Genomic DNA, 24,895 nt, shown 5'->3' on the forward strand with positions numbered 1-24,895 from the left:
GATGGATATGTATTTTTGGCTACCTACAATCAGTACTTCGTTCATTGTGCTTAGTGCGATACTTGTGGCGATTGGCTGGGTTTTAATTATTCGCGGCAAACGTGAGGCACACCAGTCTGCCATGGTAGCGGGAGCGATCGCGGCTCTGATCTTTTTTGTAATTTACATGTCCCGCACGGTATTTGTAGGCAACACGGCTTGGGGCGGAGACCCGGATATGGAGATCTTTTACCGCATCTTTCTGATCTTTCATATTATTCTGGCTACCGTTGCCGCTGTATTTGGTATCTCGACACTGGTACTTGGCTTCAAAAAGAATTTTGGGAAACATCGCCGCTGGGGGAAATTTACCTCCATCATCTGGTTTGGCTCTGCTCTGACAGGTACGGTGGTATATGTGTTGTTATATCTGCTCTATCCGGGGGGACACACAAGTCCGGTATGGGAAGTTATCCTCGGCGCTTAAATGGATGAATCTCGCAGATGATTCGTCCATGCCATCTCTCTTATTCATTCATAGAATGAGTTTGAGAGGGGGGAACCAAATGAAAAAAACAGTCAGCATCAGTCAGACGTATCCTCGTCTTACCGTGTATTCCGAAGAGAACTACAGAGGAAGAAGCCGTATTTATCGTGGTAATACTGGACTTCGCAACCTGGACAATATTTTGGACGGGGTTGAGAGCCTGCGCTTCTTTTCAACGAGTTCGAATGCAACGCTTGTGCTGTTTACACGGCCAAACTTCCAGGGAGGCTTCCGTGTCTATCGCGGAAACACCAATCTGAGAGATTTGGATGACTTGATCCGCGGCGAAGATGTAGAGTCGTTGATCTCCACCAATCAACGTCTCACTCTGGCTGAGATTCGCGCCATCCGTAGAAACCGCAGCTTGCCAACAGGCTACAACCTCGTGTAAGACATGAGCCTCTTCTGCTATCAGGTGACCGGAAAAGAAAAAGATAAAGAAAAAGATAAAGAGCTGTGCCCTTCTGTGATTGACTCACAGTGTGGGGTACAGCTCTTTTTTTAATAAGATAGAGCAGGTATTGTTAGTCTCCGCCGCCACCGCTATCTCCACCTCCGCCACCATCCCCACCGCTGTCACTGCTTCCGTGATCACTGCTCGAATGATGATGAGAGCCTGAAGAAGAATCCGTATCGTGAAGTTTATGATCGTGATGGAGTCGGTGGTCGTGAGTGGGCCTGGGATGAGAGTCCGTCGAAAAGTCAGAGGTCATCATAGAAGAAGACGTAGCCGAGCCAGACGAATGATGATGCTGTCTGGAATGCCTTTTGCTGTCACTTTTGCTCTTAACCCGATCTGGCTCACTTCGAATGATGAGCCAGATCATCGCAAGGATAAAACCAAAAACAAGTATGGGCTCAATAAGCCATCCCATAGGGTGATCATTCCTCTCCACTAAAATCGCTGTGTATATTTTATCGCAGAATGGATTCTTTTCCTATCCTGCTTTCCTGATTCAGGAAAAAAAGGGGTTGACGGAATGAAGGATTGGTCTGTATACTGTGTATATTGATATACACAGTAGATACAGTTAAGCACAGCAAGAATATAGTATAGTATGACAACAAGAATGATGAAAGACAGTCGAAAGGCAGGCATAGATATGGATGCATGGAAGCAAGCGTGGTGGCTGACCCGTAACGAGTATAGGAAGGATAAGCTGCAGTGGTTATGGTCTGCCGTGTTCATGATATACACAGGTAGCATGAGCGGCGTGCTGTTGATAGGGCAGGAGCAAAGTGATTTTATTAACCCGGTAGTGGATGCTTTCTTTTTAATTATGCTACCGTTGCAAGGTTTTCTTTTTTCCAGACGTTCCTTCCGTTACATACAGGAGGATTCCTATACACAGATGCTGGCTTATTACAGAAGGCTTCCGATCCCGAATGAAACGGTGATGTGGTCTAGACTTCAACAAGCACTGATTGGGTTTGTATACAATGGACTTTTTTTCTACGGATCATTATATGCGGTCAGATTACACACATTAGACTTTACATGGGATCAGTATTTAGCCTTTGCACTGAGTTGCACAGGATATGGACTCCTGATTACGGGATTATATATTTACGGAGAGTTTCTCCTCAGTGGTAAAAAATATTTGTTGCTCAGCTTTATGTTCTTACCGATAGGCATTGTGACATCCATTCTGATTCGCTTCTCGGGCAATTACGGATTCTGGTACGTTATTCAATACAGTAAATGGTGGGGGTTGTTATCCCCGGTCATGTGGATCGCAGTGGTTGCAGGTTTGGCAACATTATGGGTGGTTAGTCGATCGACGTTGAAGAAGCTTGCCTTGAGAGATCTGAGTTAGAAGGCAGTAGAATTATTAATAAAAAGAATAAAGGATGAGACCGGCACGTTCAGGCAAGTGATGAAGTGTACCGGAGGGCGAGGTGCAAGATGTGAAGATACCCATTCAAATAAATGAGAATAGCGCTGAACCTTTATATCACCAGATTGAGAACCAATTAAGGTCGTTAATTATAACGGGTCAATTGGGGGAGGGGACACATTTGCCGTCCATTCGTGAATTTGCCGGCGCACTGAATTGCAGTGTGATTACGGTTAGACGGGTCTATCAGGATCTGGAGAATGAAGGCTTGCTTCGTACGAAGCAGGGGACAGGAACATTTGTGGCCCAGGTTGAGGCAGGAGAACGAGAGAACTACAGGCTGAAGGCTGCGGAGGAAGCGATGCAAGCTGCGGTGCAGTCGGGTAAAGCTGTGGGGTGTACAGAAGAGGAAATGGAAGTTTTGTTCCGGGAAGCCTTAAGAGCAAATTATTCAAAGTAAGGAGGGGAAGGTATGGTGGAACCCATAGCCGTTCAATTAAATGGTGTATCCAAGATGCGTAAACGCAGGGTGATTGGGCCGATTGATCTCACGATTCCGGAAGGATATGTTGTTGCCATTCTGGGGCATAACGGCTCTGGCAAAAGTACATTGCTTAATATGCTGCAACAAATTGTACTACCGGATAGCGGAGAGATCATATGGTTTGGACAGGAGAAGCATTCGGGGATACTTCCGATTGAGCTGAGACAACAGATTGGTTTTGTGGCAGATAACAGCGGTATTGAAGAGAATCGGATGACGCCTCAGGAGGCAGCCGATTTCAGATCACATTGGTACGCGAGGTGGGATATGAAGCTGTTCAAGCAGCTTATGACAGACATGGAAGTGCCGAGTGATGTGAAGCTGACCAAGATGTCCAAGGGAGAACGAAGGAAGTTCGAGATTGCCGCAGCACTTGCTAGTCGTCCTAAACTGCTGCTTCTGGATGAACCTTCGTCCGGTCTTGATCCTTTTGCCTGGAAGGTGATGGTTGAGCAGTTCCGCAATTATATGGAAGGTGGAGACACGACCATTCTTATTGCCACGCATATTGCGGATGAAGTGAAGCGGCTCGCGGACTATATCGTATTGATGCATCGTGGTCAGGTTCTAGGCATGGCGGAGAAAGACCTTGTGCTGGAGCAGTGGAAGGAAATCTGGTATGAAGGGGATTTGCGACCTGAGAGTATTCCGGGGGTAGTGGAATCTTTTCAGGAAGAGAATGGTCTGATTCGTGTCATTACAACCCGTGTGAGTGAAGCGCAGGAGAGGTTGGAGTTATCCAATCACCGGGTGCTCAAAATTCGCAATTTGGAACTGGGAGAAGTGCTTGAATATTGGATTGCCGGGTATGCACCCGTACAGTGGAGATAAACCGAAGGGAGACGATTCTGAATGAACCGATTGGAACTAAAGCAAGTCGTCAAACAGTACGCAGACAAGACAGCTGTCAATGGAGTTACGCTTAATGTAAAAGAGGGCGAGATTTACGGATTGCTCGGAGCCAATGGCGCCGGTAAAACGACAACGATGCGCATGGTGCTGGGCTTGATTCACCCGGATGGCGGTAACATTTTGTACAACGGCAAGCCTTATAATACAGAGCTGCAACAGATTATGGGATATTTGCCCGAAGAACGCGGATTGTACCCGAAGGTAAAAGTGAGTGAACAGATCAATTATCTGGCACGCCTCCGTGGAATGAACGCCAAAGATGCGGATGAGAGTCTGAAGTACTGGCTGAAGCGATTCGAAGTGCCAGAGTATTACGATAAAAAGATTGAGGAATTATCCAAAGGAAACCAGCAGAAAATGGGCTTTATAGCCGCGGTGGTACATAGACCGCAGATTCTCATTCTGGATGAAGCGTTTAGTGGACTTGATCCGGTTAACGTAGAGTTGCTTAAATCAACGGTTAAAGAATTGCGTGATGAAGGTACAGCCATTTTGTTCTCTACACACCGGATGGAACATGTCGAGGAGTTGTGTCGTCAGATCACGATACTTCATCGTTCTAATACGGTAGTGCAGGGCGAGATTAAAGAGATTAAGAGCCGCTACCCGCGTGAACAAGTTTACCTCAGTACTCTTGGACAGGTGGAAGGACTTGAGCAGCTGGCAGGTGTGAAACGAGTGGAGCAAAATGAACGTGGATATCAGATCCAGGTCAGTGAGGTTGCGGCGGCACAGGAGATTTTAAAAACGGCGATGGCACAGACCACCGTGGAGCATTTTGAGATCAAGGAACCAACGCTTAACCAAATCTTTATTCGTGAGGTAGGTGAGTCGAATGAATAAAATGGGCACAATTACAGGTTTCACGTTCAAAAACAAAGTAAAAACAAAGTCATTTATGGTTACTACCATTGTACTTGCACTTTTAATTTCGATTGGACTCAATGTTCCATATTTCATTACTTTATTCAACGGCGGACCAATGGGCGGCGGAGCTTCCGGTAAAAATCCTGTCAACATCGGTCTTCTGACAACGGAACAGCAGGACGTAGCACAGAAGCTGGAAGACTTCTCGTCTGCTCAGGGAAATCAGGCGTATCGTTTCATCGTGAGTGGGGATAAGGATGAAGCCGCATTACAGGAAGATGCGAAGGCAGGCCTGATCGATGGTTATTTGAAACTTGAAACGGTAGCAGGACAGGAGTTTCCGAAGCCTGTTTTATATTCCACAGATGACATTTCACCTCAGGTCACTACGGCTATTGAATCTGCTCTGCAAACTGTGAAGTTGGATGTCGTAGTCAAGGATGTACTGACACCTGAACAGAAGGCGTTGATTACGACACCTGTCAAGCTGACCGCGGAGAGTCTAAGCGCCGATGATGGTGAGGCTGGAGCTGGTGGGGAAAAATCAATGAGCCCAATCAACTATATCGTCGTGTACTTGTTAATCATCTTGCTGTTCACATCTACGATGATGACAGGTAATATGATTGCTTCCGAGATTACCGCTGAGAAAAGCTCACGAATTATGGAAATTTTGATTACGAGTGTATCTCCACTCAGTCAAATGTTTGGTAAAATCATCGGTATCTTCATGGTAGGTATGTTACAGATTGGCATCTTCGGCGCAGTTATCGCGGGAAATATTCTATTACCGCACAACCGCGCAGTACTGGATGATTTTAACTTGAGCGTTAGCGACATTAATATCGCTGTGATTATATATGGATTGATCTTCTATATCCTGGGTTACTTCCTGTACGCAGTGCTGTTCGCAGCCATTGGTTCAATGGTCAGCCGTACGGAAGAGCTGGGGCAGGCAGTTCTGCCAATCACGATGCTGTCCCTGGTATCATTCTATATTGCAATCTTCAGCATCTCTGCACCGAATATTTTATTGCTCAAAGTCGCAAGCTTCATTCCGTTCACGTCACCGACAGCGATCCTTGTACGGATCGGGGCAGGCGTTGCACCGACCTGGGAAATTCTAACGTCTCTTGCCATTCTGGCCGTATCCATTCTGGTCTTTGGCTGGCTTGCAGCTAAAATCTATCGCACCGGCGTCCTGATGTACGGCAAACGTCCAACCTTTAAAGAATTGTTCAAAGCGATGAAGGCGTACAAGATCTAATATTTCTGACGACAACAACTGTTAACTTTAAATTAAAATGTCGGTAATTTGATGGTGTTTTGTCGGTAACTTTAATTTAAAATGTCGTTTTCCCTTGATAAATCAAGGTTTTTCGACAGAACCTTCGTAAATGCAGAGCGAAATTAGCTTTATAGTATTATGTCGTTTTTGTTGATTTTGAATAATTCATTAAATTTTCGACCTTTAATTTGTGTTAACTCAATATTCCCTCCTTATAGTAGACAGTGGCAAAAGAGTCCATGTTACAATGGACTCAAGCACTGGATATAGGAGGGTTTTTGTGTTTGAAAGAAGAGGAATATTCGTCCATCAGGGTTGAAGTTTTTTTGTTGTATAGGCAGGACTGCGAGAGAAGTAAACATTTATGAGTGAGATCCAGCTCACCATCTATGTCCTTTCAGAAACATCTCAGAATTTAAAGTGAGGGAATTCAATGAATAATTTAAAACTGGGGGATCAATTTTTAAAAAAGAGCGGGATTATGTTATGTATGCTGGTACTGTACTTTCTACTGTGTATAGGAATAACGTGGTTATTGTTCCAAGCCATTAATGAAGTAGATTCTAGTGCTTTTTATAGGTATGCTACTGAGAATAAATTTAGTGAGGACGTCTTTTTTTCAAGTGAAATTGATGCTAATACAAGCATAGGTGATACTATTACAAAGACTTTTAAATTGATTGGAAATGAACTACCAGATAACACTCAAGCAATATTCCACGAGCTTCTAAAAGAAAAGACTATATTTCTATCGCAGCTTAACGAAAACAAAGCGTATATGGAGTATCTAGCTGACAATAACTTAACCGTAGAAGAGTTAATAGCGTACATGGGGTCGATATCTAATTTAAGCAATGAAATATTAAATGGTAGTTTTTATTTTTCAGCGGTAATAATATTTTTGATTTTGTACATCTTTTTCAGATTTAGAATAGAATTATATTGGTTAGCAGGCATATTGTATGTTTTTTCAATCTTAGATGTTTTCACATCTGGTATCTTCTCAAGTATTTTTTATAAACCTATGCGATTAGCAAGTAAGATGATGGGTCAGGATTACACATTAAATCAATATAATATGTACATAGGATTTTTGGCCAAAATTAAAGAAGCATTTTTAACTTTTATTATATTCGATACTATAGGACAGAATTATAGAGAGAAGTGGGAGAAGAGAAGATCAAGGAAACTCATAGAGATTTATTGTTCGATAGGTGTTATCTTAAGTATGATGAGGGATTTGAAAACAGCAAACGGCAATGATCGTTTTGTGAAGATAAGTAAATTAAATATTGATTTGCATTACATAATTAAGTTTTCCAAGAGAAATAAAAAGGATCTTGCTTTAAAAGAAATAAGAGAGCTTACATTAATATTTTTGCGTAGAATCAAATCAGGTTCAATCTTTGTAGGAGATGTTATCATATTCCTAGAAAGAGTAGAAACCCTGTTAAAAAGTTCAGTGGATCTTAAAAATGATGAGCATAGCCTTAGTTAGAATAGGAAAGTTAGCATAAAAGTAAAAAAGCATAACTGATGGTATCAGTTATGCTTTTTTTATGTTTTACACAAAATTATACCTAGTTCATATGGATTAATTGAAGCTTATTTCTGGATTCCTCTCCAAAATACTTTCCAAGTTTCTTCTAATTTGTTTTCATACTCATCTTGAGAAAAGTTTAACATCTGAAAGATCATTCCATCTATAACACACATAAATGAAGCGATAACTGTGTGAGCAGATATTAATCTCTCTTGTTCACTGTCTATAGCTATTTCGATAATTTTTTTTATTTCCTCTTCAGTCTGTTTATAGAGTTGGACAAATGTCCCCCTAAATGGATCTGGAGGGAAAAGAAAATATCTATTGATAAAGTGTCCAAAATCATTCTCGTAGACATATTCATTCAATGATCTCATTAGCGTGTATAACTTCTTTTCTACAGAAAAACTCGAAATTTCATCTGATTGATCACGTACAAAATTCAAATAATCATTGGTAACATAGTCACATACAATTCCAAACAATTCTTCTTTACTGGAACAATAGGCGTATAGTGAAGGAGCTTTGATATCCACTTCAATGGCAATTTCCCTCATAGAGGTTTGTTCATACCCCTTTATTGCGAATAAATGAAGAGCACTTGTTATTATTTTATTTCTCGTTACTTCACCTTTATTCAAAAAATTCTCCACCTCAGACTAGTTTTAAGCCTACAATACTTACAATTATACCACCAACCATGATTAGCTTGCTAATGTTTCTAGGCTCTTTGAAAACAAACATGCCTAAGAGCACACTTCCTGAAGCACCAATACCAGTCCATATGCCGTAACCGATACTAAGAGGCACTTCTTTTAAAGACACGGATAGAAAGATGAAACTGGATAGCATAAAAATAATAAAGAGGATGGTTGGCTTCAGTTTTGAGAAGCCCTCTGTGAATTTTAAGCTTATTACTCCACCCACTTCCATCAAGCCTGCAATCACCAAAAAAAACCAACTCATACTAATTAACTTCCTCTCTTTCAGGCTTATTGGATATAAATTTTAAACCCATAATGCAAGTGATCAATGTAATGACAAAGAAAATTTTAAGTATACTCACTTCATCTCCAAGGAACAGCATTCCAACTGCTGCGGTTCCAAATGCACCGAACCCTGTGAAAACTGCATAAGCTGTGGATACGGGCAAAACACTTAAGGCTTTGGAGAAGCAAAAAAAACTAAGTGCCATCAGTATTAAGGTTGGTATAACCACGCCTATTTTAGTGAATCCATCCGAGTACGACAGACCTAACGCCCAACCGACCTCTAAAAGTCCTCCAATAATAAGATAAAGCCAAGCCATAGTAACTCTCCTTCTGTTTATAAAATTCTTAAAATCTAACTAACGTTAGTTAGATTTTTTTAATCCTAATACAGATTTATGATATATGCAATATGTAAATGACGTATTATTCTGAACAAGGTAGTGACGTATAAAACGTAGATAAAATGAAAAAAATAGTATAAAAAACACTCTTGCTAAAACAAAAGGTCACGATTACAATGGAAGTGTAAGTTAAGGATAGTGATTGTTTAATTACAAGCTAGACCTGCTTGCACATCAAAATTAATTTACGCCATAGTTGCGTTTATTTTTGATGTGCAGACAGGTCTTTTTTATTTGGAAAATAGGGGGGAATGAGATGAATATCCTCAAAATTTTGAACAATAATGTGGCAGTTACTCACGACAAAATGGGTCAAGAAATTATTGTAATGGGCAAAGGGATCGCTTACCAGAAGAAGGTTGGCGATAGTCTGGATCAGCAAAGTATAGATAAAATCTATTCACTTTCTAATAAAGATGCCTTCGTGAAATTCCAGGAACTTCTGTCCGAAATTCCTATCGATTATTTTGAAGTGGCGGACCAAATCATAAACTATGCGAAGTTAACGTTAGGTAAAAAACTCAATGAGAGTATATATATATCGCTCAGTGACCATATTTTCTCGACGATAAGTCGATATAAAGAAGGAATATCGCTTAGAAATGCTTTGCTTTGGGATATTAAACGATTTTATGCAGACGAATTTCAGATTGGTTTGAAGGCGCTTCAATTTATTAAGGAATCTTTCGATATTCAATTTCCTGAAGATGAAGCAGGTTTTCTTGCATTGCATATTGTCAACGCTGAGACTCCCCAAGAAACTCAAGACATTTACAGAGTGACCAAAATCATTCAAGAGATCAGTGATATAGTTAGATATTTTTTTCAAATGGAGTTTGATGAACAATCCGTAGCATTTTTTAGATTTGTCACTCATTTGAAGTTTTTTGCTCAGCGATTAATCAGTGGAAACTTGCATGAGAGTGAGAGTGATACAGATCTATTAGATGTAATCAAAGAGAAACACCCGAATTCTTACCAGTGTGTAGGAAAAATCGAAACTTATATTAAGAATAACTACCAGTATAACTTAACAAACGAAGAGAAATTGTATCTAACGGTTCACATCCAACGTGTTGTGCACAAAACCAATTCATAGCAGTCTTCATTAAAGGAGGTGAGGTTTCTTGCAACGCAGGATGGTGACATTAAGTTGGCCAAACCCTTCACTAAGCTGTTTCAGCTAAATTTGGAGGAAAATAAAATGAGAAAATATCAACAGTTGGCCGAGGAAATTGTAAAGACAGTGGGTGGTTCTGAAAATGTTCTTGATCTCACTCATTGCATGACCCGGTTGAGATTTCAATTAAGGGACGATTCCTTACCCAACGATGAAGTATTGAAGCAAATGGATGGCATCGTATCCGTCATGCGTTCTGGTGGGCAGTATCAGGTTGTAATCGGTAATCATGTTTCCGAGGTGTATTCGGAAGTTACCCAACTAACTAAAGGGGGCGAAAAACCAACTGCCCCAATAACAGATAAAGAGATCAAAAAGAAGAAACCCTTTGATGCCTTTATTGATGTCGTGTCCAACTTATTTCAGCCGATTTTGGGAATTCTGTGTGCTGCAGGTATGTTAAAAGGATTTAATATTTTGTTTAACGCGATGGGGATCTATACAGCTGATAGCGGAGCATACATGATCATCAATGCTATGGGAGATGCATTGTTTATGTTTCTTCCTGTGTTTTTAGGATACACATCTGCTAATAAATTTAAAGTGCAGCCTTTTACTGGGATTCTCATTGGACTGGCCATGTGTTACCCTGCTATTCAGTTGAATACCTTGGCAGCAACAAAAGAGCCACTGTATACATTATTTAGCGGTACAATTTTAAGCTCTCCTGTCTATTTGGATGTGTTTGGTATTCCGTTGATTGGGATGAACTATACATCAACTGTACTTCCAGTCATCATCGTCGTATATTTTGCATCAAAAGTGCAGCGTGTGTTGGACAAGATTATTCCAAGTGTAATCAAATTCTTTATTGTACCGATGCTCACGGTCTTTATTTCTTTAACCTTGGGTTTTTTACTGATAGGTCCTTTGGCAAACTACGGATCAGAGCTTATAGCACAGGGAATATTTGCTGTTCGAGATGCGAGCCCATTAGTAGCTGGATTTCTACTGGCATCCCTATGGCAGATTCTTATGGTATTTGGCCTGCATTGGGGAATTATCCCCGTCTATATTAACAACATCACAAGCTTGGGTTTTGACAACGTATTAACTATGGCTTTTGCCACCACGTTTTCTCAAATGGCTATTACTCTTGCCATCATCGTTAAAACAAAGGATAAAAATTTAAAGGCACTCGGCATACCGGCAGCTGTATCCGCTCTATTTGGTATAACAGAGCCTATTGTTTATGGGATTACCCTTCCGCGAAAAAAATTGTTTATCATGAGCTGTATTGTTTCAGGTATTGCTGGCGGTTTTTACGGCTTCTATAACTTTAGAGAGTTTACATTTGGAGGACTGGGCATATTTGAATTTATGACCATGTTTGATCCCGATAACCCAGGAATCACGAACCTCATGATTGGTATTATTGGTGTTGTTTTTGCTATGGTAGCTTCGTTTGTACTAACACTTTTCTTGTTCAAAGATGATAAATCTAAGCCAAGCTCGGAAAAAACGATAGAAGTGTCATCTATAGCAGGATCCAAACCAGAGTTGAAATCTGAGAAAAAACATACGATGCAAAGTCCTATGAACGGAGAAGTCATTCCTATTAAAGAGGTTCAGGACGAGGCGTTTTCGCAAGAACTTCTGGGCAGAGGAATCGCGATTAAACCTGTGACCGGAGAACTATTTGCACCTTTTGATGGGAAGGTTGTTACATTGTTTCCTACAAAACATGCTTTTGGATTAGTGTCAGATGAAGGAATGGAAGTCCTTATTCATATCGGATTTAATACGGTTCGTCTGAAAGGTAAATATTTCGAGACCTTCGTACAAGAAGGAGACGTTGTTAGACAAGGACAGAAATTGGCTGAATTTAATATTGCGGAAATTGAGAGAGAAGGATATTCGGTTGAAACGCCAATGATCGTTACAAATACAGATAGTTATCTTGAGATTATTGAAACTAAAGGAAAACAAGTAAATGCAGGGGATGTTTTGCTTACAGGTTTGATTTAACAATTTTATCTTAGCAGGAGATGAGAGAAATGGCTTTTAAAGACGGATTTTTGTGGGGCGGAGCAATCTCGGCTAACCAATCTGAAGGAGCTTACAATGTGGACGGAAGAGGCATAGCAAATGTTGATTTATGTCCAACAGGTGATATCCGTGACAGTGTTCTTATGGGTAAAACGAAGATGTTTGATTTTGACGAGAACTATTTTTACCCTGGCCAATCAGCAATCGACATGTATCACTATTACAAAGAAGACATCGCATTGTTTGCAGAAATGGGATTTAACGTATATCGGTTGTCAATTGCTTGGAGCCGTATATTCCCGAATGGGGATGAGCTGGAGCCAAATGAAGCTGGACTCCAGTTTTACGAAGACGTATTTAAAGAGTGTCAAAAGTATAATATTAATCCTCTGGTGACCATTTCCCATTTTGACGTTCCCATGCACCTTGTTAAGGAATATGGTTCTTGGCGTAACCGAAAAATGATTGATTTCTATGAAAGATTATGTAGGGTGATCTTTAAACGTTATAAGGGCTTAGTGAAATACTGGATTACGTTTAATGAAATTAACATGGTTTTGGAAGCTCCATTTTTATCATCCGGATTGTTCATAGAAGAACACGAAGATGCGGAATTAGTGAAATTTACAGCCAGTCATCATGAGTTGGTGGCCAGCGCGTTAGCTACAAAAATTGCCCATGAAGTAGACTCTGAAAATATGGTGGGATGTATGCTAGCTAGCATTGCCCCATATCCCAGAACATGTGATCCAAAAGATGTATGGAAAGCCAAACAGGTTGAAAACCAGAGCTATTTTTTCATTGATGTTCAGGTTAGGGGTGAATACCCGGCATACACCCTTAAAGAACTGGAACGAAAAAATATTGTTCTACCATTCAAAGAAGGTGATCGAGAGTTATTGAAACAACACACCGTTGATTTCATAGGATTCTCGTATTATTCCTCCAGCGTAGTCAGTGCTGATCCGACACTTACGGATACAATAGGAGGAAACCTATTTCCAAGTTTGCCGAACCCGTATTTAAAGTCTAGTGATTGGGGTTGGCAAATTGATCCGTTAGGATTACGAATTACAATGAATAATATCTATGACCGTTATCAGAAACCTTTATTCATTGTTGAAAACGGCCTAGGGGCTGTAGATGTTCCTGATGAGAGTGGTTATGTAGAAGACGATTACAGGATTTCATATCTAAGTGAGCATATTCGTGCAATGCGGGATGCTGTAGAGTACGATGGCGTAGACTTGCTTGGCTACACCGTTTGGGGACCAATTGATATTGTAAGTGCAAGTACAGGTGAAATGAAAAAAAGATACGGATTCATCTATGTAGATCGAGATAATCAAGGTAAAGGAACACTGAAGCGTTCGAAGAAAAAATCTTTTGAATGGTACAAAAAAGTGATTAAGTCAAATGGTCAAGATTTAAGTGTGTAACACTAATTTAATGATGAGAGGATAGATGAATATGGCGTCACCATTTCCGAAGGACTTCCTGTGGGGCGGTGCAGTAGCAGCTAACCAGCTTGAGGGAGCCTATAATGTCGATGGCAAAGGTTTGTCAGTACAGGATGTAACGCCAAATGGGGTTACAACACCAAGAACAGAAGGTCCCACCGAGGATAATCTGAAATTGATTGGTATTGACTTTTATAACCGATATAAAGAGGATGTTAAACTGTTTGCTGAAATGGGCTTTAAAGTGTTCCGCACATCCATTGCATGGTCTCGTATTTTTCCCAAAGGAGACGAACTGGAGCCAAACGAGAAAGGTCTGCAATTTTATGATGATCTGTTTGATGAATGCCATAAATACGGTATTGAACCGCTCGTGACGATTTCGCACTACGAGACGCCATTGCATCTGTCCAAAACGTATGATGGATGGGTGAATCGTAAAATGATTGAGTTCTACGAACGTTATGTTACGGTGCTATTTCATCGTTATAAAGGTAAAGTGAAGTACTGGCTAACGTTTAATGAGATCAACTCTATTGTGGAAGAACCATTCATGAGTGGTGGTATATATACACCAAAAGAAGAACTTTCCGACCAAGACTTATATCAAGCTGTCCATCATGAACTTGTTGCAAGTGCCCTTGCGGTTAAACTGGGCCATGAGATTATGCCAGATGCGAAGATTGGCTGCATGGTGCTGAGCATGCCAACATATCCGCTCACGCCAAATCCAGACGATGTTGTTGCATCGATGCAAGCAGAGCAGCAAAATGATCTTTTTGCGGATATTCATGCACGTGGCTATTATCCGAAATACATGAATCGTTATTTCAAAGCCAAAAACATCAATATTAAGTTTGAGGATGGGGATGAGGAAATTCTCAAACATACCGTAGATTTTATCTCATTCAGTTATTATTCAAGTATTTGTAAGAGCGGCGATCCAGAGAAGGGTAAGGAGACTCAAGGGAATCTGTTTGCAGGTATCGAGAACCCATATTTGAAAGCAAGTGAATGGGGTTGGCAGATCGACCCTCAGGGCTTGCGCTTAACTCTCAACAAATATTGGGATCGTTATCAAAAACCATTGTTTATTGTCGAGAATGGTCTAGGTGCGATCGATCAGCTGATTACGGATGAAGACGGTAATAAGACTGTCAAAGATGATTACCGTATTCAATACATGAATGACCACTTGGTACAGGTTGGAGAAGCTCTCGTGGATGGTGTAGAAGTAATGGGATATACATCTTGGGGCTGTATTGATCTCGTAAGTGCGTCTACAGCAGAGATGAAGAAACGTTATGGCTTCATCTATGTAGATCGTAACGATGATGGCTCCGGAACACTGGAGAGGTATAAGAAAAAGTCCTTCCATTGGTACAAAGAAGTGATTAAAACCAATGGTGCAAATCTTATAGGAGTTACCAAGAAATTATAATTCATAGGCAAAACCTTAGGCAGGTAGCATTGTAACCTGTCTTGGTTTTGCTTTTTCCTAGTTGTATGGGCATATATTGTTTTCAAGAATGAACACTGAATTCAGCACTTTTATATAAACAAGCAGCTGCATGGTATTCATATCAAAAGAATTAGATTACAATGAAAGATACACTACAACTCCAAATGGACTTTTGATAATAACTTCGCATTTTACTACTATAATAATTGTTAATAAACATAAGGAGTATTACGATGAGCGAACAGAAGAAAAAAATCATAACAGCAGCCAGGAATTTATTTCACACCAAAGGGTTTTCTGAAACTTCAATGAACCAAATTATTGAAGCTTCGGAATCTAGTAAGGGTAATTTATATCATCACTTTAAAAATAAAGAAAATCTCTTTGTTTTCATCCTTGAAGAGGATGCTAATCATTGGCTAGAAGATTGGAAACTGGAACTTGAAAATACAGAGGCTGATTCCGATCATATTTTATATGTTCTTGCTGATTATATAGCCAAGTCTAGAGGAAACCTTTATTATCATAAAACAACTGCAGAGTTCTACAGTAGTGCATTTAAATCAGATGAGATCACGGAAAAAATCAAGGAAATAGACAAGTTATATCTTGATTTTTTTGTTAACATCATTAAAGAATGTCAGGCAGTAAACCAAATTAATCCAGATGAAGATCCAAAATTGTTAGGATATTTTCTTATGTCCTTGTTATTTATAAGTAATGACTATAAACATTATAGTGATGATGTTGAAGTAAAAGAGAATAATTATAACAAAAAAGCCATAGATATTTTCTTGAAGGGCGTAAATTAACAAAATTATTTCAAAATCAAAAATAAAATTGATGTTTAATTTTTTTTGTATTATGATTAGACCGAACGGTCTGTCTGTAAAATAAAGGAGGCGAAATAATGAATCACAATCATGTCATTATTATCGGAAGTGGTGTAGCCGGGATAGCCACAGCTTTATTCTTGAGAAAGGCAGGAATTGCAAGCACCATTTATGAAGGTAGAACAGCTGAATTAGAAAAGGGGGCTGGTTTTTTACTTACTTCAAACGGTGTAAATGTCTTAGCCGAGATCGGATGTAAAGACAAAGTTATTGCAAATTCAACGATTATCAAAAGTATTTATCAAATAAATAGTGAAAATGAAGTTGAATCAATAACAAATAACTACAATGAAAAGCACTATAAATCCCCAATGATCAATGTCATGAGATCCAACATTGTTAAAGTCCTCTTGGAGGAAGCTCAGCGTCAAGGAATCGAAATCAAGTATGATAAAAAGTTGATTTCAGTAAATCAAAGTTCAAAATCAGTTGAAGCATTTTTTGAAGATGGAACCTCTGTCAAAGGTGATATTGTTGTCGGAGCAGATGGAACTTTTTCTAAAACGAGAGAAACCGTAGCATCTGACGCTAAATTGGATTATAGCGGTATGTGGGGACTGCAAGGGGTATCGTATGTTGATGATTTCGAATGGGATGAATCAAGTGGTTATTTGTACTACGACGAGAATCTGTCCTTTATCTTTGGGCAAGCTCATCCTACAAACAAGATGAATATCTTATGGCAAGCATTCTCAATAGCTCCTGAGAAACTACCAACAAAAGACTTTGAAAAAGCCTCCACACAAACGATCAGAGAGTTATTAAACAAAATGATGAAAGATTGGAAAGTCACGAACAATCTGTTTAAAATTGTTGAAAACACAGAGCAGATTTTCGCTAGAAGTATTCACGAAGTGAAGAATTTACCTACGTGGTCAAAAGGTCGCGTTGTTCTGGTTGGGGATGCTGTGCATACAGCTAATCCTTTTGTAGGTCAAGGAGCTTCATACAGCCTTGAAGATGCCATGGTCTTAGCAAAAAATTTAAGAGACCATGATTACCGGGATGCGTTTTACTATTATGAAAAGGACCGAAGAAAAAGGACAGAAGAATTAAATGCTTTGTTCCTGAACAAACACATGGAGTTTAATATGGATAAGAAAATTAATGAATACAAAATTACATGGGGATAAGTTCGTTCTAATATATAAAATCAAGCACCTACAGACTGTAACATGCACTAATTTACTCAACATGTTAGCCATCTAATCAATCTGGTAGGTTACAACAGCACCTATTATACTACCAAACCAATAAAAGTCGCTATGATATAGCGGCTTTTATTTTGATAAAAATGAACGAATACTCAAAGATAAAGGAGTTTTGTAATATATGTTACAAAAATATTTAACCATCGGAGAGTTTTCGAAGTTAACGGATCTTCCTAGTCGAACACTCCATTTTTACGATCGGAATGGTGTGTTAAAACCGGTGAAAGTCGATCCGCAAACGAACTACCGATACTATAGTGTAAGTCAAATATTAGACGCTAATTTAATCAAGGCCTTTAAATTTTTAGGCGTACCTCTTAATCAAATAGAAGAAGTTCAAACCTATACCCCGGAAGAGCTGCTTCGATTTCTAAACAAACAAGAAGATGTACTTGAGGATAAAATTAGACAAATTAACGAAGTTCAAAAGAATTTGCAAATAATGAAGCAAAATTTCACACAACAATATATAGAGTCTGCAAGTAAAGAGGTATACATCAAAACATTTGAGAAGCAAAATTTACTTAAAATAACCATTAGAGAATCATCTGAAATAGGTGTGTGGAGTCAAGTACTGAATAATGTTGTTCAATACCATGAGCAATTCCATAAGCAAACTATATTTGGAGGTGTTCTTCCATTTGAATCCTATCAGTCCTATGAAGAAATTAAATATGACAGCATTTTTATACCTGTTATAACTGAGATTGAGGATAAGTATTTACCAAGTAATATAGAGCGGATTACATTAGAAGCCGGTGAATATGCGGTAATTACATTCGCAATTCATTCAGATGATTTTATGGAGATGTACAATAAATTGAGAAACTATGTAGAAAAACATAAATTAAACGTTGCTTCTCATATCTATGAATATTTTTATCCGTTAAATTTCAAAATGAATAATGCATCACGTTTTGATATTGAATTTAAAATTAAAATTTTAAAATAATCTTCTTGACCCTACACTAACTATAACCTTTAAAGTGTTCGATAGGCACCTTAAAGGAGGAATTGTTTTGGATAGGAATACAAAAATAGTATTATCCATTTTGTTAGGAAGTTTATTTATTGCTTTTATGGGAATAGGGTTGGTTATTCCTGTTTTCCCAAAATTAATGGTCGAATTAAACGTTGGTGGAAAGACGGTTGGTTTATTAACAGCCATGTTTGCTTTAACCCAATTAATTGCTTCGCCCCTTACAGGGAAAGCGACAGATTACTTTGGTAGAAAAATAATGATTGTAATCGGTCTATTTATATTCGGTGGATCAGAGCTACTATTCGCCATCGGAGATAATGTTACTGTACTATACATTTCAAGAGCCTTAGGTGGGATTAGTGCGGCATTCATTATGCCAGCGGTATCTGCATTTATTGCTGATATCACTACAGACGAAACAAGGCCCAAAGCATACGGATATATGTCGGCAGCAATCAGTACGGGTTTAATTATTGGACCAGGTGCCGGAGGATTTTTAGCGGATTTTGGTATTCGGACTCCGTTTTATGTCGCAGGATTGTTGGGGATTTTAGCAGGTATTTTTTCATGGATTATTTTACGTGAGCCTAAAAGACAAGAAACATATGAACCCAAGATGGTGAAAAGTAAGGGGAATTTACAAAAAATTTTAATGCCAATGTTTTTAATGGCTTTTATTGTTATTTTCATCTCAAATTTCGGATTAATGAGTTTTGAATCCTTTTACGGATTGTTTGTCGATGTGAAATTGAATTTTACACCAAAAGATATTGCAATTGCGATTACTGGTGGTGCCATTGTTGGTGCAATTATTCAGATTACTTTGTTTGAACGATTAACACGTTGGTTGGGTGAAATTAAACTTATCCGATATGTGCTATTATTGTCGGCAATTAACGCGGCAGCCTTCCCATTTTTAAATAGCTATGTCGTCGTACTTATATCAACCATGTTGGCGTTCATCTTCTTTGATCTAGTTCGACCAGCCGTTACCACGTATTTAGCAAGTATAGCTGGACCAGACCAAGGGTTTGTAGGAGGGATGAATTCATTCTTTACCTCCTTAGCCAATGTCATAGCTCCAATTATTTGTGGGATTTTATTTGATATTGAGATTGCATATCCATTTTATTTAGCGGCTATTACAATCGCTTTTGGATTCGTATTAGCGATATTTTGGAAAAAACCATCTAAAGCAACTCTTGGAGTCCAAGTTTAAATTCACCTCGTACCCTTTAAATTGCTTTGATCTTATTCCTTAGGTCTAGCGTAGTGTAATGCTCTAAATGCTTGCCATTATATTCAGTAATTCTTCTTGGACGAGTAGTGATGGATTTTCCCAAAGTTTAGCAAAGATGGCCGCAGCCCTCTTCTTTTTCTCCTATGGTATTAAATTTCGAAGTAATATGCGGATCTCTTCGATCTTTGTGATATCAGGGATTGTATGTGTTGTGTTGGCCTGGATTCGTTTTAACGTTGGATGAAAGAATGGGTGCTACTCTAAAATGGGTGCACCTTCTTTTTATTCGTAAGAAACAGGCCAGGGATCAAGATCAGTGCCAGAATGATCGCGGCTACAAGAAAACCGATATGGTACGCCTGCAATTGATTTGCAATGGTTGGATGCAAGCCTTGTATAACTGTTGCAACAGCCGACGCAATAATGGCTGATCCGAAGCTCGAACCAAGGTTTTCAATGATATTTATCCCAACCCCTGCCTCTGGAAGCTGCTTGCTGTCAAGCCCGGTGTATGCTTCACTCATTAGTGGAAGACTAATGCCCCCAACGCTGGCGCCACGAATGAATAAAATAACCGAAATCCAAATCATGCTTGTATGATCCGTGATGAAGATAAATGGAATAGATCCGATAAGTGAAAGAACAAGACTGACGATAAGCACATATTTTGCACCAATGCTGTCGATCATTTTTCCAATGAAAGGCCGAGAGATCAGCATACCAATGCCTTGAGGAATGAGTGCAACTGCTGTTTCAATGGCTGTGAAGTGTCGAAAGGTTTGAAAGAACAAAGGGAGTATTAACATCGGACCCATGATGGCGATATTTGCGAAGAATAGCCCGGCACTTGAGGCTGCAAAGTTCTTATGGGCAAACAAATTTATAGGCAGAACGGTTTGATTCATTTTGATACGATTATAAACGAGATAAATGAGAGCCGAAGCAAGGCCAATCCCCATCCACAAGATGGTTTCGTGATTGTTGAAAGTGGCGTAATCCGTTGCTTTGGTAATTCCATAAATGAAAGCCGCACTCATAATGGATAAAACGATTATTCCAAAAAGATCGAGCTTGCTCTCTTTGTTAAAAGGCTCGTAGTCTGGAATCCTTCTCATCATTAAAGGGGCGGTAATGATTACAATGAACACGTTAATGAAGAAGATCCATGGCCAAGATGCGACTTGAACGATGAAACCTCCGATGATAGGTCCCAAAATAGGACCAAAGATCATAGGAGTGCTTACGATCGCCATGACTCTGCCTAAGTACTCTTGTCCGGTTGTCTTAACCAACAGGGTGAACATGAGAGTGGTAATGACTCCGGCGCTAAATCCCTGAAGCAAACGGAAGAAGATAAAACTGGATATATCCCGGCTAACACCAATTAGTATAGAAATTACTCCAAAAGCAATGACGGCTCCAATGAAGACCTTCTTGCCGTTAAATTGATTCATAAGCCAACCAGATACCGGAACTGCAATCGCAAGGGCTAAAATATATCCTGTAATGGCCCATTGAATGGTGCTTAATGTGGTATGAAAATCTTTTGTGAGTTGACTTACAGCGATATTCACCATTGTAGAATCCAACATGGGAGCGATTGCTCCAAGAGCAATGGCCCAAGCGGTAATAAGGATGTGTTTAGGTATTCCTGTTTCTTTTACTTTGTTTGTACGCATAGTAAACTCCTCTGATCAATATTGTTTCCTTGTCAACCAAAATTCTATCCACTTTTAGTTTCCTTGTCAACAATAAAAAGGGTTTAAAAAAAAGCATCCGTGTCTCTTTAGAGAAGGTTGCTCTTGGTTTTATTCTTAATTTATAGTTGTTTCACTTCATTATATCTAAACCTTGTTTCTTTATTTCAGTGTCCAAGTGTTTACTGTACAGTTCAATGAAGTTCAGCATGTGATCGAACTGCTCATCCGTTACATGATCGAATACCGACTTATCTCTTTCCTGAAACTCTTTATGCAGTTTCTCGTGAATGTCGAATACGACTCTGCCTTGCTGGGTGAGTCTAAAAAAGACCTCTTTCTTGTTATTCGCTTTCTGATAATCTTCGATCAGGCCTTTTTCAATAAGTTTCTTCGTTAATTTACTTATAGCTCCCTTGGTCATATACATGGACTCCGCCAGTTTGGTTACATTGGAATCTACATTTTTCTCTATAAATTCAATGCAATGGACTTCAGAAGGCTTGTACCCTTGTAGACTGCTTTCCATTTTCGATTTATTAATCCAGACTAACTTGTTGAATAAGTCCCTGAAATTCAGCATAACCTGTTCTTGCTTGTTCATGGTTGGTCACCCCATATGAGTAATAAGATAAAGTGAGACAGAACATAGAAGCACCATCATACACAGTAGTTCGTGAATTAATATCACTGACAACGTTTATCTCCTACGATAAACTATAACCTTTTATAAGATGAAATCAAATGAATCAAAGCGAGCACGATTTGCTAGCTATCCTGATATCCTTTTAACAATACACTTTAATTAAGAAATTCGATAGAATTGCAATAATTAGAGCCTGTAGTGTGCCATTGGATGGAGCAAAGCAAATTACAGTGGAGATTGAGAGGATCAGAAGTGAATAGTGTCTATCAGATAGCCAAGAAAATGAACATTTAAATGCATACAATCTGACGCGCATGTTAATTATAACCTTTAATAATGAAGTCATGTCATCCGAGAAATATGACTTCACCCGGAAAGGAGCATGCGACGTGCCTGATTGGTTAGAGGTTATTATTAGAACATTTTCTGCGGTAACTATGCTGTTTCTCATCACCAAAATCTTAGGTAAGCGGCAGATTTCGGAACTTTCCTTGTTTGAATATATAACGGGTATTACTTTGGGGAACCTGGTAGGATATATTTCTCTGGATACCGACACAAGCTGGTATTTGGGTTTTCTTGCGGTGTTGGTGTGGGTCTCTGTCTCCGCAGGAGCGGAGTATTTAACGATGAAAAGTAAAAATTTCCGCGATATTGTGGATGGAAAATCAACGATCCTTGTTGAAAATGGAGCTGTCATTCAAAAAAATCTGAAGAAGGAACGGCTGACGATGGATGAGTTTCTGGAGCAGCTTCGTAAGAAAGATGTTTTTCGTGTGGCTGATGTGGAATTTGCGGTAATGGAACAGAGCGGAGATATCAGTGTGTTATTAAAAAAGGAGTATCAACCGCTCACCGCAGACATGCTGGGATATCGTCTTTCTTCGGAAAAGGAACCTCGTACGATTATTATGGATGGTCACATTCTGCCTGAAACTTTAAAGTCTGCTGGAGTGAGTGAGGATTGGGTCAAAAAAGAATTGCGTAAGCTTGGTCTGACCTTAAGCCAAGTTTCAATCGGTCAGGTGGATAGTAAAGGAGAACTGACCGTGCAGACCGGAACGGAGGCTTTGCCCAAACCAGCCAAATCAAATCCAAATGATCAGATCAAAGACCTGGTACAACGACTGCAGGATGATTTAATCATGCGAAAGCAACTTGCAGTAAATGACAAAGATCGTCTTAAATATCAGGAGGCGCTAGATCAATTTCAAACGGCAATGCATGCTTATCAAAAAACGAATCCGTCGTGAAAAGGTACATAACAAAACCATTTCGAACCCTGGCTAAAGCCAGGGTTCTTTTTATAGATCATAGCAATCTATGAATATCTGGAAAATTTTCCGAAACGAGATTCGCATTAGAACGTAATATAGAAAGTGAAAGTTACCTCGTTGATCTTTGTCTACATCAAAAGTGTAGAAATTAGAAGAAGAAGGGAAATACATATTATATGAAGCAATGGAAACACGTACTCTTATCTCTTACCGTTTCAGTAGGATTGCTCGCATCAGCAGTTCCGGCAATGGCTGCTCCGCAAGACACAGCTGTTAAAATCGATAATAAAGCTGTTACATATAATGCGGGTGCACCTATTGTTGAAAAAGGAACGACTTTCGTTCCGCTCCGTACAACGCTGGATGCACTTGATGCTAAACTGGCGGGTACAACCGATGACAGTATCACGGCAATCGTTCATGGCAAGACCATTACGCTGAAAAGCAAACTTGTTCGCATCAATGGTGTTACTTACGCGCCGATTCGTATCGTTGGAGATGCTGCAGGATATGAGGTTCGCTGGGATAAGGCTACAAGAACCGTGTTGCTGGTATCCAAAGGCGACGCCACAGTCGAAACGGCTCAAAACGGTGGACGCGGCTTTATGTGGGAAGTGCAAAGCAACGGCAACACCGTATATCTGGTAGGGTCGATGCATGTGGCAGACAAAAGTTTTTACCCGTTGCGTCCTGAATTTGAAGAGGCGTTTGCTGAAGCTGACTATCTTGGTGTAGAAATAGATCTGAGTAAAGCGGCAGACGAAGAACAACAGAAGCTGGTTTTAAGTATGGGTTCATATCAGGATGGTACAACGTTGAAGGATCATGTCTCCAGTGAGACATACAGCAAGCTTGGTGAGATTTTGAAGAAGAAGGGATTAGAGCCTAACGCGCTGGATGCATTTAAGCCTTGGGTGGTGGAAACTACACTGGGAAGTTTGAAGATGTCATCAGCTGGACTGGAAGCAGCGTCGGGTGTAGATTTGTATTTTATTCAAAAAGCGATTGAGCGTAAAATCCCTGTCATTGAACTTGAATCCTACCAGTCTCAATTAGGGATGTTCGATAATTTCTCCAAAGAATTACAGGAAAAAACACTGCGTTCCACAATCGACAACTTCGATGTACTGGACAAGTCCGCGAATCAGATGGCTGAAATGTGGAAAACGGGTAATGATGAGCAACTGCTGGAGTTGACCAACACCTTCTCCGATGATGAAGAGTATAACAAAGCTATGTTGGTAGACCGTAATATTGGTATGGCCGACAAGATCGATGGTTACTTGAAAAACGGGAAAGGCGAAGAGTACTTTATCGTTGTTGGTGCGGCGCACTATTTAGGGGATCACGGGATCGTGAAGTTGCTAGAGGATAAGGGATATAAGGTAGAGCGTAAGTAAGGTGAATGCAGGTGGGTGAGGTATCTAATGGTTTACTCTATCTGATAACCATTATTTGCTTCTATAAAAGGAGTTTAATTGAGCCCTTCCAGACGTTTGGTGGTCTGAGAGGGCTTCTTTCTATAATAAGTGTCTTCATATCTAATGATAAATAGGAATAGTTATAGATGTTTTAGATTAGGGTGCTGATAGACTGTGTTAATCTTTGTGGGAATAATTCATTGGGGAAGAGTGGATCATTCAATTTAATAAATAATGCTTTACATGTGGTACCTATACGTGGTATATTCTTATTCCGGCCACGAAAACACAGTTTACACCGTGCGGCAAGCCATTGAAAACAAGCTTCGAAAGAAACTTGAAAAAAAGAGCTTGCAAAGTTGGTTCGGACATGATATTATATAAGAGTTGTTGAAACGAATTGGTTTCGGTAGCGAGAACAAGTTTGATCTTTGAAAACTGAACAACGAGTGAGTAAACATTCTGCTTGCAGAATGACGTGAAGGTTTTTGGTACATGCCATCTGGTTGTATGAAAACCGGAACAT

Annotated in this window: 24 protein-coding genes; 18 read left to right on the top strand and 6 right to left on the bottom strand. The window is 39.6% G+C overall.

From position 1 onward, the window contains the following. The first annotated feature begins 1 nt into the window (after window position 1). On the top strand, window positions 2–466 hold the full coding sequence (locus Q9R46_RS21290) for a DUF420 domain-containing protein (RefSeq protein WP_311281670.1): 465 nt from the start codon (window positions 2–4) through the stop codon (window positions 464–466). A gap of 79 nt (window positions 467–545) precedes the next feature. Beyond that, window positions 546–917 (top strand): hypothetical protein, encoded by a 372-nt coding sequence (locus Q9R46_RS21295; protein WP_090918546.1) that lies wholly within the window; start codon window positions 546–548, stop codon window positions 915–917. 133 nt (window positions 918–1,050) lie between these two features. On the opposite strand, the gene Q9R46_RS21300 is transcribed toward Q9R46_RS21295, so the two are convergent. Further along, entirely contained in the window at window positions 1,051–1,401 is a 351-nt protein-coding gene (locus tag Q9R46_RS21300; protein ID WP_311281671.1) for a hypothetical protein, read from the bottom strand. A 228-nt stretch (window positions 1,402–1,629) separates the two neighbouring features. Between Q9R46_RS21300 and Q9R46_RS21305 the strand changes: the two genes are divergently transcribed. The 6 genes from Q9R46_RS21305 (at window position 1,630) to Q9R46_RS21330 (ending at window position 7,473) form a co-directional block, all read left to right on the top strand. Next, window positions 1,630–2,343, top strand: a complete 714-nt coding sequence (locus tag Q9R46_RS21305; protein WP_311281672.1) for a hypothetical protein — start codon at window positions 1,630–1,632, stop codon at window positions 2,341–2,343. 91 nt (window positions 2,344–2,434) lie between these two features. Beyond that, window positions 2,435–2,824, top strand: a complete 390-nt coding sequence (locus Q9R46_RS21310; RefSeq protein WP_090919013.1) for a GntR family transcriptional regulator — start codon at window positions 2,435–2,437, stop codon at window positions 2,822–2,824. A gap of 12 nt (window positions 2,825–2,836) precedes the next feature. Continuing rightward, on the top strand, window positions 2,837–3,739 hold the full coding sequence (locus Q9R46_RS21315; protein WP_311281673.1) for an ATP-binding cassette domain-containing protein: 903 nt from the start codon (window positions 2,837–2,839) through the stop codon (window positions 3,737–3,739). Window positions 3,740–3,760: 21 nt separating this feature from the next. Beyond that, on the top strand, window positions 3,761–4,663 hold the full coding sequence (locus Q9R46_RS21320) for an ABC transporter ATP-binding protein (protein ID WP_145333866.1): 903 nt from the start codon (window positions 3,761–3,763) through the stop codon (window positions 4,661–4,663). Then, window positions 4,656–5,954 carry an ABC transporter permease gene (locus Q9R46_RS21325; RefSeq protein WP_311281674.1) on the top strand — a complete coding sequence of 433 codons (1,299 nt, stop codon included), beginning with the start codon at window positions 4,656–4,658 and terminating at the stop codon, window positions 5,952–5,954. The genes Q9R46_RS21320 and Q9R46_RS21325 overlap by 8 nt, the downstream gene beginning before the upstream one ends. A 454-nt stretch (window positions 5,955–6,408) precedes the next feature. After that, window positions 6,409–7,473 (top strand): hypothetical protein, encoded by a 1,065-nt coding sequence (locus Q9R46_RS21330; RefSeq protein WP_311281675.1) that lies wholly within the window; start codon window positions 6,409–6,411, stop codon window positions 7,471–7,473. 107 nt (window positions 7,474–7,580) lie between these two features. On the opposite strand, the gene Q9R46_RS21335 is transcribed toward Q9R46_RS21330, so the two are convergent. Genes Q9R46_RS21335 through Q9R46_RS21345 form a run of 3 tightly spaced genes read right to left on the bottom strand, consistent with a single transcriptional unit; the run spans window position 7,581 to window position 8,827 of the window. After that, a complete protein-coding gene (locus Q9R46_RS21335) occupies window positions 7,581–8,159 on the bottom strand; it encodes a TetR/AcrR family transcriptional regulator (RefSeq protein WP_311281677.1) in 579 nt (192 codons plus the stop codon). Between the two features lie 13 nt (window positions 8,160–8,172). Continuing rightward, complete coding sequence (locus tag Q9R46_RS21340; protein ID WP_221787962.1) at window positions 8,173–8,484, bottom strand: DMT family transporter; 312 nt, start codon at window positions 8,482–8,484, stop codon at window positions 8,173–8,175. Between the two features lies 1 nt (window position 8,485). After that, complete coding sequence (locus Q9R46_RS21345; RefSeq protein WP_311281678.1) at window positions 8,486–8,827, bottom strand: DMT family transporter; 342 nt, start codon at window positions 8,825–8,827, stop codon at window positions 8,486–8,488. Window positions 8,828–9,167: 340 nt separating this feature from the next. Here Q9R46_RS21345 and licT point away from each other — a divergent pair, with 340 nt between their 5' ends. The 8 genes from licT to Q9R46_RS21385 all read left to right on the top strand — a co-directional run bounded on the left by licT (window position 9,168) and on the right by Q9R46_RS21385 (window position 19,307). Next, window positions 9,168–10,010 (top strand): BglG family transcription antiterminator LicT, encoded by an 843-nt coding sequence (licT, locus tag Q9R46_RS21350; RefSeq protein WP_123067279.1) that lies wholly within the window; start codon window positions 9,168–9,170, stop codon window positions 10,008–10,010. Window positions 10,011–10,115: 105 nt separating this feature from the next. After that, entirely contained in the window at window positions 10,116–12,059 is a 1,944-nt protein-coding gene (locus tag Q9R46_RS21355; protein WP_311281679.1) for a beta-glucoside-specific PTS transporter subunit IIABC, read from the top strand. A 29-nt stretch (window positions 12,060–12,088) separates the two neighbouring features. After that, window positions 12,089–13,519: a 6-phospho-beta-glucosidase gene (locus Q9R46_RS21360; protein WP_311281680.1), complete on the top strand. Its 1,431-nt coding sequence runs from the start codon at window positions 12,089–12,091 to the stop codon at window positions 13,517–13,519. 31 nt (window positions 13,520–13,550) lie between these two features. After that, window positions 13,551–14,981: a glycoside hydrolase family 1 protein gene (locus tag Q9R46_RS21365; protein WP_311281681.1), complete on the top strand. Its 1,431-nt coding sequence runs from the start codon at window positions 13,551–13,553 to the stop codon at window positions 14,979–14,981. A 254-nt stretch (window positions 14,982–15,235) separates the two neighbouring features. Beyond that, on the top strand, window positions 15,236–15,814 hold the full coding sequence (locus Q9R46_RS21370; protein ID WP_248064766.1) for a TetR/AcrR family transcriptional regulator: 579 nt from the start codon (window positions 15,236–15,238) through the stop codon (window positions 15,812–15,814). 98 nt (window positions 15,815–15,912) lie between these two features. Continuing rightward, window positions 15,913–17,028 carry an FAD-dependent oxidoreductase gene (locus Q9R46_RS21375; protein WP_311281682.1) on the top strand — a complete coding sequence of 372 codons (1,116 nt, stop codon included), beginning with the start codon at window positions 15,913–15,915 and terminating at the stop codon, window positions 17,026–17,028. 199 nt (window positions 17,029–17,227) lie between these two features. Next, window positions 17,228–18,058 carry a MerR family transcriptional regulator gene (locus Q9R46_RS21380; protein WP_248064764.1) on the top strand — a complete coding sequence of 277 codons (831 nt, stop codon included), beginning with the start codon at window positions 17,228–17,230 and terminating at the stop codon, window positions 18,056–18,058. 67 nt (window positions 18,059–18,125) lie between these two features. Then, on the top strand, window positions 18,126–19,307 hold the full coding sequence (locus tag Q9R46_RS21385; protein ID WP_282446395.1) for an MFS transporter: 1,182 nt from the start codon (window positions 18,126–18,128) through the stop codon (window positions 19,305–19,307). A 281-nt stretch (window positions 19,308–19,588) separates the two neighbouring features. Here the strand turns inward: Q9R46_RS21385 and Q9R46_RS21390 are convergent, their stop codons facing one another. Continuing rightward, the gene (locus tag Q9R46_RS21390; protein WP_311281683.1) at window positions 19,589–21,007 is read right to left on the bottom strand and encodes an MDR family MFS transporter; all 1,419 of its coding nucleotides are present in this window, start codon (window positions 21,005–21,007) and stop codon (window positions 19,589–19,591) included. A gap of 151 nt (window positions 21,008–21,158) precedes the next feature. Continuing rightward, a complete protein-coding gene (locus tag Q9R46_RS21395; protein WP_311281684.1) occupies window positions 21,159–21,629 on the bottom strand; it encodes a MarR family transcriptional regulator in 471 nt (156 codons plus the stop codon). 431 nt (window positions 21,630–22,060) lie between these two features. On the opposite strand from Q9R46_RS21395, the gene Q9R46_RS21400 reads away from it, so the two are divergent. Beyond that, window positions 22,061–22,924, top strand: a complete 864-nt coding sequence (locus Q9R46_RS21400) for a DUF421 domain-containing protein (RefSeq protein ID WP_311281685.1) — start codon at window positions 22,061–22,063, stop codon at window positions 22,922–22,924. Between the two features lie 200 nt (window positions 22,925–23,124). Further along, complete coding sequence (locus Q9R46_RS21405) at window positions 23,125–24,348, top strand: TraB/GumN family protein (RefSeq protein WP_311281686.1); 1,224 nt, start codon at window positions 23,125–23,127, stop codon at window positions 24,346–24,348. The last annotated feature ends 547 nt before the right edge of the window (window positions 24,349–24,895 follow it).

This window comes from Paenibacillus sp. RRE4, assembly GCF_031844205.1.
Classification (GTDB): Bacteria; Bacillota; Bacilli; order Paenibacillales; family Paenibacillaceae; genus Paenibacillus; species Paenibacillus xylanexedens_B.

Excerpts from the sequence above, each read along its gene's own strand:
- Q9R46_RS21290 (WP_311281670.1), top strand. The coding sequence starts at position 2 with ATGGATATGTATTTTTGGCTACCTACAATCAGTACTTCGTTCATTGTG.
- Q9R46_RS21295 (WP_090918546.1), top strand. The coding sequence starts at position 546 with ATGAAAAAAACAGTCAGCATCAGTCAGACGTATCCTCGTCTTACCGTG.
- Q9R46_RS21300 (WP_311281671.1), bottom strand. The coding sequence starts at position 1,401 with ATGGGATGGCTTATTGAGCCCATACTTGTTTTTGGTTTTATCCTTGCG.
- Q9R46_RS21305 (WP_311281672.1), top strand. The coding sequence starts at position 1,630 with ATGGATGCATGGAAGCAAGCGTGGTGGCTGACCCGTAACGAGTATAGG.
- Q9R46_RS21315 (WP_311281673.1), top strand. The coding sequence starts at position 2,837 with ATGGTGGAACCCATAGCCGTTCAATTAAATGGTGTATCCAAGATGCGT.
- Q9R46_RS21320 (WP_145333866.1), top strand. The coding sequence starts at position 3,761 with ATGAACCGATTGGAACTAAAGCAAGTCGTCAAACAGTACGCAGACAAG.
- Q9R46_RS21325 (WP_311281674.1), top strand. The coding sequence starts at position 4,656 with ATGAATAAAATGGGCACAATTACAGGTTTCACGTTCAAAAACAAAGTA.
- Q9R46_RS21330 (WP_311281675.1), top strand. The coding sequence starts at position 6,409 with ATGAATAATTTAAAACTGGGGGATCAATTTTTAAAAAAGAGCGGGATT.
- Q9R46_RS21340 (WP_221787962.1), bottom strand. The coding sequence starts at position 8,484 with ATGAGTTGGTTTTTTTTGGTGATTGCAGGCTTGATGGAAGTGGGTGGA.
- Q9R46_RS21345 (WP_311281678.1), bottom strand. The coding sequence starts at position 8,827 with ATGGCTTGGCTTTATCTTATTATTGGAGGACTTTTAGAGGTCGGTTGG.
- licT (WP_123067279.1), top strand. The coding sequence starts at position 9,168 with ATGAATATCCTCAAAATTTTGAACAATAATGTGGCAGTTACTCACGAC.
- Q9R46_RS21355 (WP_311281679.1), top strand. The coding sequence starts at position 10,116 with ATGAGAAAATATCAACAGTTGGCCGAGGAAATTGTAAAGACAGTGGGT.
- Q9R46_RS21360 (WP_311281680.1), top strand. The coding sequence starts at position 12,089 with ATGGCTTTTAAAGACGGATTTTTGTGGGGCGGAGCAATCTCGGCTAAC.
- Q9R46_RS21365 (WP_311281681.1), top strand. The coding sequence starts at position 13,551 with ATGGCGTCACCATTTCCGAAGGACTTCCTGTGGGGCGGTGCAGTAGCA.
- Q9R46_RS21370 (WP_248064766.1), top strand. The coding sequence starts at position 15,236 with ATGAGCGAACAGAAGAAAAAAATCATAACAGCAGCCAGGAATTTATTT.
- Q9R46_RS21375 (WP_311281682.1), top strand. The coding sequence starts at position 15,913 with ATGAATCACAATCATGTCATTATTATCGGAAGTGGTGTAGCCGGGATA.
- Q9R46_RS21380 (WP_248064764.1), top strand. The coding sequence starts at position 17,228 with ATGTTACAAAAATATTTAACCATCGGAGAGTTTTCGAAGTTAACGGAT.
- Q9R46_RS21390 (WP_311281683.1), bottom strand. The coding sequence starts at position 21,007 with ATGCGTACAAACAAAGTAAAAGAAACAGGAATACCTAAACACATCCTT.
- Q9R46_RS21395 (WP_311281684.1), bottom strand. The coding sequence starts at position 21,629 with ATGAACAAGCAAGAACAGGTTATGCTGAATTTCAGGGACTTATTCAAC.
- Q9R46_RS21405 (WP_311281686.1), top strand. The coding sequence starts at position 23,125 with ATGAAGCAATGGAAACACGTACTCTTATCTCTTACCGTTTCAGTAGGA.